The organism is Kribbella sp. (genome assembly GCF_035687465.1).
Lineage (GTDB): Bacteria > Actinomycetota > Actinomycetes > Propionibacteriales > Kribbellaceae > Kribbella.
The window spans coordinates 1-11,550 of sequence record NZ_DASRXP010000064.1 but is presented as its reverse complement, the minus strand read 5'-3'; the positions used below and the strand labels follow the sequence as shown (position 1 = coordinate 11,550).

The 11,550-nt window shown below is 68.6% G+C and carries 8 protein-coding genes; 3 read left to right on the top strand and 5 right to left on the bottom strand.

The annotated features are described in order from the left end of the window. The 3 genes from VFG33_RS03180 to VFG33_RS03170 form a co-directional block, all read left to right on the top strand. The coding region (locus VFG33_RS03180; RefSeq protein WP_325022180.1) for a hypothetical protein at window positions 1-6,930 on the top strand (6,930 nt) is incomplete at its 5' end. Next, entirely contained in the window at window positions 6,927-7,505 is a 579-nt protein-coding gene (locus tag VFG33_RS03175) for a hypothetical protein (protein ID WP_325022178.1), read from the top strand. The genes VFG33_RS03180 and VFG33_RS03175, both read left to right, overlap by 4 nt. Window positions 7,506-7,508: 3 nt before the next feature. Then, window positions 7,509-8,066 (top strand): hypothetical protein, encoded by a 558-nt coding sequence (locus VFG33_RS03170; protein WP_325022176.1) that lies wholly within the window; start codon window positions 7,509-7,511, stop codon window positions 8,064-8,066. A gap of 9 nt (window positions 8,067-8,075) precedes the next feature. Here VFG33_RS03170 and VFG33_RS03165 read toward each other — a convergent pair whose 3' ends face one another. The 5 genes from VFG33_RS03165 to sufC form a co-directional block, all read right to left on the bottom strand. Next, complete coding sequence (locus VFG33_RS03165; RefSeq protein ID WP_325022174.1) at window positions 8,076-8,699, bottom strand: acVLRF1 family peptidyl-tRNA hydrolase; 624 nt, start codon at window positions 8,697-8,699, stop codon at window positions 8,076-8,078. A 92-nt stretch (window positions 8,700-8,791) separates the two neighbouring features. Further along, window positions 8,792-9,175: a metal-sulfur cluster assembly factor gene (locus VFG33_RS03160; protein WP_325022172.1), complete on the bottom strand. Its 384-nt coding sequence runs from the start codon at window positions 9,173-9,175 to the stop codon at window positions 8,792-8,794. Continuing rightward, entirely contained in the window at window positions 9,168-9,626 is a 459-nt protein-coding gene (gene sufU / locus VFG33_RS03155) for a Fe-S cluster assembly sulfur transfer protein SufU (RefSeq protein WP_325022170.1), read from the bottom strand. The genes VFG33_RS03160 and sufU overlap by 8 nt, the downstream gene beginning before the upstream one ends. 6 nt (window positions 9,627-9,632) lie before the next feature. Further along, complete coding sequence (locus VFG33_RS03150) at window positions 9,633-10,889, bottom strand: cysteine desulfurase (protein ID WP_325022167.1); 1,257 nt, start codon at window positions 10,887-10,889, stop codon at window positions 9,633-9,635. Continuing rightward, window positions 10,886-11,550 (bottom strand): Fe-S cluster assembly ATPase SufC (gene sufC, locus VFG33_RS03145; RefSeq protein ID WP_325022165.1); only part of this gene is annotated, 665 nt, incomplete at its 5' end. The genes VFG33_RS03150 and sufC, both read right to left, overlap by 4 nt.

Genomic DNA, 11,550 nt, shown 5'->3' with positions numbered 1-11,550 from the left:
GGCGCGACCAGCGCGCTGGACCGGCTGCTCCACGTCCCGAACCTGAGCGCCGAGCGCCGCGACGAGGGCGACGCGTTACTGCGGACCGTCCTGCAGAACGCCGCCCAACACTCCGAGCCAGCCGCAGCACGCCTCGCGGCGCTGCCAGGCGAACCGCGACCACCCCTACCGTCCGAACTGACCGCAGCCGCCCACCAAATCACCCGCGAATCCCGACTACTCACCAACGCGCTGCCGGCCGCGTCCAGTGCGGCGCTGCCCGGCGCAGGTGGTCCTGCAGGCGGCCGGCACTCCGGTACTGCGCTGCCCGGTGCGGGTGGTCCCGGCGGTGGGCGGCAGCGGGGGCAAGTGGGGGCCAGGCATCGGCGGGTTCAGGGTGGGGTTACGGCGACTCCGCTGGTGCGTGGGACTGGGCTGGTGGTTGGGGTTGGTGGGCGGCCGGTTCTTGATGGTGATCTGGCGGAGGACACTGCGCTCGCGGCGCTGCGGCAACTTGGGCGGGCGGATCTGAGCAGTGCGATCACCAGCCGGCCGACGATCAACACGCAGCAGCTGGCCGTCATCAGTACGACGACGAGCAGCGACCCGCAGTACATCCGGGTCGAGATCCTCCCCGTCGACCGCGGCATGGCGGCTCAAGGCCGGCTCCGCTCAGGCACGGAGAACGACCCACACGTCCTGCGGATCTCGCCACGAGTGGCCGATGCGCAGCTCGCACGGATCTGGGTGCACCAGCTGAGCCAGCTGACGCAACAACTCGAAGCAGCGAAGGCGGGCCGGCCGCACGGCGTGATGGGCAGGCTGGGCTCGTTGTTCGGCCACGAGAAGCGGGACCGCACGCTGAACGCCGACCACGCGGCGTACAGGTTGCTGACCAAGACTTGGCACCAGGCGCGGACGCAAACCGCGCAGTACGGGCGACCGACCGGCGCGCAGAGCGTGGCGGACCTGGAGCGCGACCTCCAGGGACTGGCCGCTGCAATCGGCAAGAAGGCCGGTACGCCCCCTGCGCTCCCGTGGGATCCCGCCGCAATCTACGTGCCCGGCGCCTCGGCGGCCGGCGTGGCGGCGGCCGTGGCTGTCCAGGCTGCAGCGAACGCCGAGCCGGAGCCGAACACGCCAGCTTTCCTTCGGGAGCAGGTCGTTGCCGAGATCGCCGGGCTGGAATCCGCGGTCACAGATCTCCAGACCCACGCGAACACCAAGACAGAGAGCTCTGCCACAGCGACCGAGAAGGCCGCTGAGAAATTGGCCGAGGCTGCGACAGAGGAGAAGTTCAAGGACAAGGGCGCACCGGAACGCGCCCGCAAGCTGCGGGTGGAGGCGGACGGCGAGCGCCGGAAGGCCAGCCGCCACACCGAGATCGCCGCCGCCTACACGAAGGCTGCCGACGGCGCCGGGCAGGCGCTGGCCGGTTACCAGGAACTGCTCGCCGAACTCGACGCCGTCATCGCGGACCCGAGCCGTCCACAGACCGCGATCCCCGACCTGGCCCGCGAGGCCGCCGAGAAGGCTGACGCCTACCAGGTCAGCGTCGACCGGGCTCTACCGGTCAAGGATCTGCTGAGTACCGGCGTACCGACCGGCGATCCGCTGGCGGCACCGGTCGACGAGATCAACCGGGTGCTCACGGCTCATGGCATCGGCGCAGCGCTCGGGGCCAGTGGTGAGCCGCTGCCGCTGCCGGCCGCGGAGTACCGGCGGGTGCTGTCGACGTCCGGGATGGAGTTCACGGTCGGCGGCAACCCCGACGACGACGTGACCAAGCTCGTCCAGGTCCGGCTCAAACTGAAGCCGCGCGACGTCCGCGAGGTGACCAGCCACGACTACGACCTCGCCGAGCAGATGCAGGGAACCATCGGTGAGGGCGGTCAGAACGTCGCGACCACCGACACCCACTTGTCGAACGTCACCGTCGGCATCGACGCACAGCCACTGATGGCGATGGCTCCTCCCGGCAGCACTGTGCACTCGCTCTCGCAGGTGGTCTCCCCCCGGGTCGACGCCACTTCCGGACGGTCGATGAGTGAGACCGCGGGTGCGTCCGGGCACTACCAGCGAGGGTCGGTCGACGACAATCGCGGTGAGTCGCTGCTGGTGGAGTGGTCCGGCGATTGGGAGATCGAGGTCCGCAAGTCGGCCACAGAGCCCTGGTCGGCGGTGGAGACCGCCGACGCCGGCCAGCAGCTCACCTGGGTGTCGGCTGCCTACACCGTGAAGCCTGCGGCGGAGACGACCACCCTCGCTGATCACGGCCGGCAAGCGGAGATCAGCACCGCCTTCCCCCGGCATACGGTCAGCGATATCGCGGACCTCACCGCTCTGCGGGACAGCCTCGTCGCCGAGGGCCGGGACAGGTTCGGATCCATCGACCGGGTGGCCTACGACCACCTCGACGGCCTGATGACCAAGGACATCAACCGGCTGTTGCGGGAGATGAGCAAGCCCGGTGGATACGGACGCCAGATCGTCAGCGGCGGCGAAGCGGAGTACCACCTGCAGCTCGAGGTCGAGCCAATCTGGAGCACGGCTGAGCTCAGCGGCGAGGCCAGCTCCGACCTGTGGCAAGAAGAGGTGTTGGTCGATTTCGCCGGCGTCACGGCGAGCCAGACCTTCGCTTCGTCCCTGGCGGCATCGGCCTCGCTGGCCTACCCGGGCAAGGCGGTGGCCGGCCAGCCGGTGCCCGGTTACCTGCCGAGCCCGACAGCACTGAGCGATGTCGGGCACTCGACCGCGGACATCTCCCCATCGATCAGCGCGGGCCGCAACGTCTCCCGCCAGGGCGGGCTGAACGTCAGCGCGACGTCGATCACGCCTGCGGTCCACCGCGATCTGGGCCCCACCCAGGGCGTACTCGTCGGCCTCAAGATCAAGGCCACGCTGCGAAAACTCGGTGACACCAAGACCGAACCGGTGGTCGTGGAGGAGGTCTGCCAGGCCAGGCTCCGGGTGGCGGAAAACGATCTGTTCCGCTGCAGTGGTCCGGTCGACAAGGACGCCGTACTGCGCAACGCCGACGACACGCCCCGCCTTGATCAGGACAACCGGATCCTGCTGCGAGGCGACGCCGAACCCGCCACCGGCCCGCAGACGCTGCCGCCGTGGATCGGTCGCGGGGAAAATCAACTGCGCGGCGCCGGCCAAGCGCTCCCCCAGGACCTCACCGGTGCGGAGCTGGCCCTGGCCGATACCCTGACCAACCTCAGCGCGCAGGGCTTGGTCCCTCCGCTCGACGCCGACTTCCAGCCACGCTTCGACACGTCGCCGTTGCCGGCCGACCCCGTACGGCGTGCCAGGCTGCAGCTCAAACTTGCCGGGCAGCTGATCAACTACGACCGGGTGGTCCAGCAGATCTCGGCGGGACGCCTGGAAGCGGGGTACAACCAAGCCTGTCAGAGCGGCGTCCCGGTGATGCTCGTCGACCGGTGGACCGGCCAGACGCCGCGCTACCGGCCGATCCGGGTAGCGATCAACCAGGACTTCGATTCCGTCGAAGGCCGAGGCACAAGTACTACGACCGCGGTGGTGCGGCTCGGGATCGCCTCGGACGCCACCGGGCGATCCGGCGGCCGATCGAAGTCCGTCCCGGTCTCCGGGGGCGTGAACGTCAGCAACGGACCCGCCCAAGGGATGCGGGGCTGGGCCGGCCGGCTGGGCGTGAAGCTGAGCCGGAACGCCATCGGCCGGACCTTCGGCTGGACCGTCGGCCGGCGGGTCAACCGGGTCTCGCTGACCGAGAGCACAGGACCGGTCGACGAACTCAGGGTCGGCCACCGCATCGTCGTCACCGAGATCACTCCGACCGGCGACTCGGCACCACTGGCCGAGGTCGCGGGCAGCGCGCGAATCGTCGCGGACAGCGCACTGACCCGGGCAGACGCACCGGTCTACGCCGCGCAGCCGACAACTCCCGATCCGGCTGCGGTGCAGCAGTCGATGCCCGTCCATGTCGACGCCGGCAACCCCGTCGACCGCATCCACACGGCGCTCAACAGGGTCCAACCTGGATCCAGCGCCTACCTCGAACTGCATGCGTTGCTCGCTCCGGACAGCCTGGTCGCGCACACCGACTGGATGAACGGCGAGTACCGGCTGCCGTTGACCGTCACCCCAGCACCGAACACTCCAGCCGCCGCGGTGCGACAGGGCACCCTGCTCCCGCGGGAGCTCAGTGTGGTGGTCCGCGGCGAGGCGAAGAGCTTGACCTTCGCGGCCGTCACCGACCAGAACACTGCCGACATCAACCTCACCATCAAGGACACCGGCTTCAGCTCCGGCCGGTCGGCCTCAGGCGGCGTCGGGATCGACGGAGGCGCCGGCCCGGTCGACGCGGACGGATCCGGCACTTCCGGCGGCGTGAGCGCAGGCCGGATCGGCGGCACGTCCCAATCGACCACTGACAGCCAAAGTACTGGCGACGAACGTCTGCTGGTCAACATCGGCGTCCACTACCAGTTCATGGGGCGCTTCGGCATGGCGGCCGAGATCAAGGACGGCAACGACACAGTCCAGGCAGTGCCCCTTCAGGACAGCCTGGCGCAGTTGTCGATGCCTGAGCGGCGTGCCTTGCGGCTGTATGGCAAGGACAAGCTCGATCTGCCCTTGGGCATCGTCGCCGATGCCGCCGAGCGCTATCTGGAGGGTCAGCTCGAGCTCAGTCCCCGAGACGCGCATGCCTTCGTCCGTCGGTACAAGAAGGAGAAGGCCGGCCAGACCACGGGACTGGCGGCGAGCCACACTGACGAGCGGTTGACCGCGAAGGTGCTGGAGACCGCCGGCGTACCGGCGCCCACTGCGACGACCGCCGAGGAACGGCTGGACGAAGCCCTGGTCGCCACGAAGCAGAACGCCGAGCAGCAGCGGGCCGTAGGCCTTCCGGACCCGTACGACGCCGGTCTGGCCTCGGCCCAGATCGAGGACATCAACCCAGTCGGCCGTCCGGACGAGCGGCTCGACCTGCTCACGCCCGTCGTCGGTCAGATCGAGGAGGTGGCACCTGGTCTGCTGGACGAGAACCCACTCGTCCGGGACGCGCTGGCCGTCGACCTGGCGGACACGGCATGGGACGGCCACCTCGGCGACATGCTCGGCGTGCGCGGCTTCCCCCTCGAGGTCGAGGTCCCCGTCCCGGGGCGAGCGCAGCCCGATCTGCTGCTGATCCGGATCAAGGCCCGGTACGACGGTCGCATCCTGGTCGACGGGTCGCCGCAGCTCCCCAAGGTGGACGCGGTCGGCCTCAACCAGGGATACGGCTTCGTCGCGCGGAGGCGATCCGTCAGCCACAACACGGTCCACTCGGCTGGGGTGGAGCTGAAGGGCCCCGCCGCAGCTGGCGCCACGCTGTCAGGGGCTGCGGGCACCGACAGGAGCCAGCAGGTCTCGGCCGAGCAAGGCGACACGAACACCACAATCGACCGAACCGGGCATTTCGACCTGGCCCAGGTCGAGCGCGGCCTGGTCTTCACCACCGAGGTGTCCCGGGTCCACAACGCCGGCGCGGCGACGATGGCGAGCCTGCGGTGGAAACTCAACCGGACGGTGCCGGCGGAGCAGACCACCGACGCCACCGCGGTCCAGCTGCACGCCCGTTTGGCATTGCTAGTCCCCCGGCAACTGATCGATCCGGCTCCCCAGAACGCCGCTGCCCGCACCCCAGTTGCACAGCCTGTCGAGCATCGCGGGCTCATCATGCCCGACGGTGTCGTCGCCGAGGCGATGCTTCCGCACGGCAAGGACGAACCGCCCAGCGACCAGCTGTACACCCAGCTCGCCGCGTATCTGGCGCAGCACAAGCAGATGCGAGAAGCAGGATTCCGCGAGTACCAAGTAGCGCTTGAGACCGTCCTGGCGCCCACCGCTCTGCGGGCAGCGTTCAAGCGGTTGACCAGCGAACAGGGCTTGCGGCTGCCGCCGATGGCCGGACGCGGCAACGGAAGCACCACCTTCAGCGTGGTGATCAAGGCCAAGCCGCTGGGCTGGGACCTGCAGGGAGAACCGCTGCCTGATGCTCAGGCCGGCTGGGCGCGCCGCCGCGAGGCAGCCACCAGCACCTCGAACACCAGGAACCACCTCCTGCCGGTCACCGGTACGGGCGGCGTCAGCTCCATCGTCAACGTCGGTGGCTCGATCGGCGAGCAGGTCAAGGAGAAGACCTCCGACGCGCACGGCTCGCGGGCGGAGACCACCAAGTTCGAAGAGGGCAACCTGGCCGCCGTCGAGGTGCCGATGGTGTACCAGGTCACCATCGAGGAAAGCACTGACACGGGCCGCGGGACGCCGAAGACGAAGCATGTGGAGCACCTGCCCGAGACGGCGCATGCGGTGTACTACCTGAAGATGCTGAATCACGAGTATCTGGACGGGCTCCGGCAACTCGAGACCGGGGCTTCGGTGGCCGACCCGCAGCTTGAAGCTGCACCGCGCAAGCTCGGGAAGCCAGACCTGCACGCGACGGAGTACAGGCAGGATGCGTCTGGCAAGCAGGTGCACGAGCCTTATCGGCCGCTGCTGGCTGCTCTTGCGCAGGCGCGGGCGGAGGAGACGACGGTGGTCTTGTCGGTGCAGGAGGCCGATGGCCACGAGAGGGTCTATCAGGCGTTCGCCAACGGCACGATGGCCGGTGTGAACGACGGTGGCTACGGCGCGGCTTTTGCCACACTGCATCCGCGGCTGGCTCTGATGGCCGAGGGTCGGGTCGATCTGCGCGAGCTGTTCAACAACAGTTCGCGGTCTGCGACTTTCAGCGAAACTGTGGCCGGCGCGCTGGCCAAGAGCGGCGTACCGGATTCGATCCTGAGAGGGCTGGACCACGCGACGACCAGCCGTCAGCTGGCCGCGGGCCAGGGCGCACGGCCGACCCCGGGCGGCAGGGCCTTGCCCGGCAGGGCGATCACTCCGACCGGACAAGGCCCGTCTCTGTCGGGGCCATGATCACCACGGCGGGCATGATGGACCCACACGACGAGAGGGACGGTATGGCGTTCGCGGTGGCGCGCACGAGGGACGAGGCGCTCCTCTACCTCGAGCTGACTCCTTGCCAGGACTGCGGCTCCAACGAGGCCCCGTGGGAACACGGCCTGACCGAGGTGGATGGTGAGCTGACCATCAGCTACGCCGCCGTCTGCCCAGGCTGTGGAGCCGAGCGCGAGTACCTGTTCGGTCTGCCTGCGCTAGAGACACCGCCCGGTTCGTGGCCGACCTTCGGTGGCGCGGAGCCGTCGGAGCTCCTGGATGCCGGACAGTGGCTGGAGGTTGCCGATCAAGCCGCGGGCAACGTCCCTGCCGATTCCACGGAGGCCGGGCGGGTGCTTGCCATCGCGCGGGCTGCTGTCGAAGAGGTGATCAAGTTCGTCCCGGCCGGGCAGGACGCAGTACCGGTGGATGAGTTCTGGACCAGCGCTGGTCGCAAGGTGCGGGATCCTGAGCCCGGCCGGTTCCGGCTCGACCGGCTGCTGGTGGTACGCGACACCTATCACGAACTCTCCCTGACGACAGGAGCGAAGTAACCGATGCTGACCGCAAGGACCCTCGCCGAGGCGCAGGTCTACGTGAGCTTGTCGACGGCGGCCGACTCGTCGGTCCCCCCGACGGCACCCCCGCCGATCGTGCCGGGCCCTGACCTGATCGAGGGCGAGGACGCGTGGACGGTCAGGTCCACTGCCGGTGAGATCACCGTGCCGTACGCCTCGGAGGACGCAGCTCGCACTATCGGCGCGCTGTTCGGGCTCGGGGTCTCGCAGTTGATCGACGCTGCCCAATGGGCAGTCGTAGCAGCGACCTACGGCAGGCGGGCGCTCGATGCGGACCTGGCGTACAACGGTCGTCCGGACGACGATCGCGAACAGGTCGAGCAGAACTGGCAGGCGGCGGCCGAAGCGATCGGCGAGGCGATGAAGTTCTTACCCGAAGGAGCGGATGACGCGCCGACCGAGGCGGTCTGGTCCGACCTCGGCCGCGAGTCCCGGGCGAACAACCCCCACCTGCTGACCCGCGCCAAGCTGGAAGACGACCTCGAGTACTACGAGGGCACCCTGTCAGACTTCCGCGCGGTCCACGGCGAGAGCTGATCCGGCCGGTCAGCCTCCTGGCGGATCGGTGAGCTGGATTCTGATCGCACGGGCGTCCACGCCGGCTTGCTCGAGGACCTTCTGTTTGGGGTCTGCCACCCCCAGGAAAGGCGGCCGAACCAACGGCACGAGGTTCTTCAGCCGCGGATCCTCCAGCACGGTGTCGATCGCCTTCCGGTCTCCCCCACACACCAGTACGTCGAGCTTCGCCGGCGCCAGAATCCGTACTGCGACCTCGGTCGCCGCCGCGAACGCCTCACGAGCCTGGTTGTCCCGCCGCCGCGCGAACCGCTGCTGCGACCAACCACCCGCCTTGGTCGTCCCCTGCACATGCCGCGACCCGACCTTCGAGGACTCCAGCACTCCCCCGGCGAACACGCCCGCGCCATAACCACCACGCCGTACCAGCAACAGCCCGATCCGCCGATCCGCCAGCACATGCGCGACCAGCCCGGCCGGAGTGAGCTCTTCCAACGGCCCGAACGGTACGTCGATCTCCGCCCGCGACCCGTCCTCCGCAACCGCAGTCAGCTGGGTCGGAGTGACGTCGTACGAGGTAACCCCATGCCGCTCACCGAAGCCGGCAAGCCAACGCTCAAGCCGCTCGGGGCCAATCGAAACGATGCGAGTCACCCGCTGACGCTAACCCATCAGGCCAGGCGTGCAGCCGGGCATGCGAAAGCCCGGGCCACCTGACCCGGGCTTAGCGCAGTACCGGATGGGCGTCAGACGTTGAAGCCCAGGGCGCGGAGTTGTTCGCGGCCGTCGTCGGTGATCTTCTCGGGGCCCCACGGCGGCATCCAGACCCAGTTGATCCGGAAGTCGTTCACCAGGCCGTCCAGGGCGGCGCGGGTCTGGTCCTCGATCACATCGGTCAGCGGGCAGGCCGCGGACGTCAGCGTCATGTCGATGATCGCGGTCGTGGTGTCGTCCACGGTCACGCCGTAGATCAGGCCCAGGTCGACCACGTTGATCCCCAGTTCGGGGTCGACGACGTCCTTGAGCGCCTCGGTCACGTCCTCGACGGCCACCGTCGAACCAGCCGGGGCGTTCGCGGCCTCGAGGTCGACCTCGGGCAGCTCGATCTTCTCGTCGGTCTGGTCAGACATTGCTGGCTCCTTCTTTCTTGGCTAGCGCTTGGGCCGTGGCGTCACGCCAAGCCGACCAGCCCAGCAGTGCGCATTTCACCCGGGCCGGGAACTGCGCGACACCCGCGAAGGCGACGCCGTCTTCCAGAACTTCCTCGTCCGGTTCCACATTCCCCCGGCCATGCATCAGTTCAAGGAACTTCTCGTACGCCGCCATCCCCTCGGCGACCGGCTTGCCGATCACCAGGTCGCTCATCACCGAGGTCGCCGCCTGGCTGATCGAGCAGCCGACACTCTGGTGCGTCACGCCGGTCACGGTGTCACCGTCGAGCTCGACGCGGAGCGTGACCTCGTCCCCGCAGGACGGGTTCACGTGGTGCACCTCCACGTCGTACGGCTCCGCCAGCCCCGCGTGGTGGGGGCTGCGGTAGTGGTCCAGGATGATCTCCTGGTACAGCGAATCCAGCTGCATAAGACGTCAAGCCACCTTGAAGAATGAGCGGACGAAGCCCAGGCCGTCGACCAGCGCGTCGACTTCCTCCGGCGTCGTGTAGAGGTAGAAAGAAGCCCGCGTCGACGACTGTACGCCGAACCGCTCGTGCAGCGGCCGAGCACAGGCATGACCGGCCCGGACCGCGATCCCGCGGGTGTCCAGTACTGTCGCGACGTCGTGCGGGTGAACACCTTCGAGCTCGAAGCTCACCGCGCCACCGCGATCCACGGCCTCGGTCGGCCCGAAGATCCGCAGCCCCGGCACGGTCTGCAGGCCTTCCAGCGCGTACGCCGTGATCGCGTGCTCGTGAGCCGCGATCTTGTCCATTCCGATGCCGGCCAGATAGTCCACCGCGGCACCGAGCCCGACGGCCTGCGCGATCGGCGGCGTACCGGCCTCGAACCGGGCGGGCGGCGGCGCGTACGTCGAGCCGGTCATCCGGACGATCTCGATCATCTCGCCGCCACCGAGGAACGGCGGCAGCTGCTCCAGCAGGTCGTAGCGCCCCCAGAGCACGCCGATCCCGGTCGGGCCGACCACCTTGTGCCCGGTGAAGGCGAGCAGGTCCGCACCGAGTGTGGAGACGTCCACCGGCATCTGCGGCACCGCCTGCGAGGCGTCGACGACAACGATCGCTCCGATCGCGTGGGCCTTCGCCGCGATCTCGGTGATCGGGTTCACCGTGCCGAGCACGTTGGAGACATAGGTCAGCGAGACGACCTTGGTGCGCTCGTTGATCAGCTCCTCGATGTTGCTGAGGTCCAGCCGTCCCTCGTCGGTGACGCCGAACCACCTGAGCGTCGCGCCGGTCCGCTCGCAGAGCAGCTGCCACGGCACGATGTTGCTGTGGTGCTCCATCTCGGAGATCAGCACCTCGTCCCCCGGCTTGAGCGACGCGCCGAGCGTGTGCGCGGCCAGGTTGAGCGCCTCGGAGGCGTTCTTGGTGAAGACGATCTCGTCCCGGTTGGTCGCGCCGATGAAGGCCGCCACCTTGTCCCGGCCACCCTCGTACGCCGCGGTCGCCTCCGCACCGAGCTGGTGCATCGCGCGGGCCACGTTGGCGTTGTGGATCAGGTAGTGATCCTCGATCGCCTTGACCACCTGGGCCGGCTTCTGCGAGGAGTTCGCCGAGTCCAGGTAGACCAGCGGGAAGTCGTTGGCCAGCACCCGCGACAGGATGGGGAAGTCCGCCCGGACCGATTGTGTGTCCAGCGGGCTGCTGAAGGTCCGGGCGCTGCTCATGCCTTCGCGCCCGTCTTCAGGAAGCGCTCGTAGCCGTTCGCCTCGAGCTCTTCGGCGAGCTCCGGGCCACCCTCTTCGGCGACCTTGCCGTCGACGAACACGTGCACGAAGTCCGGCGTGATGTAGCGCAGGATCCGGGTGTAGTGGGTGATCAGCAGAACGCCCTTGTCACCCTTCTCGGCGAACCGGTTGACACCGGTGGAGACGATCTTCAGCGCGTCGATGTCGAGACCGGAGTCGGTCTCGTCCAGGATCGCGATGGCCGGGTCGAGCAGCTCGAGCTGGACGATCTCGTGCCGCTTCTTCTCACCACCGGAGAAGCCCTCGTTCACGTTCCGGGTGCCGAAGTCGGGGTCCATGTCGAGGTCGGAGAGCGCCTTGTTGACGTCCTTGACCCAGGTCCGCAGCTTCGGGGCCTCGCCGTCGATCGCGGTCTTGGCGGTCCGGAGGAAGTTCGACACGGACACGCCGGGGACCTCGACCGGGTACTGCATGGCCAGGAACAGGCCGGCCCGGGCGCGCTCGTCGACCTTCATCGCCAGCACGTCCTCGCCGTCCAGGGTGACGGTGCCGCTGGTCACGTTGTACTTCGGGTGGCCGGCGATCGAGTAGGCCAGCGTGGACTTGCCGGAACCGTTCGGGCCCATGATCGCGTGCGTCT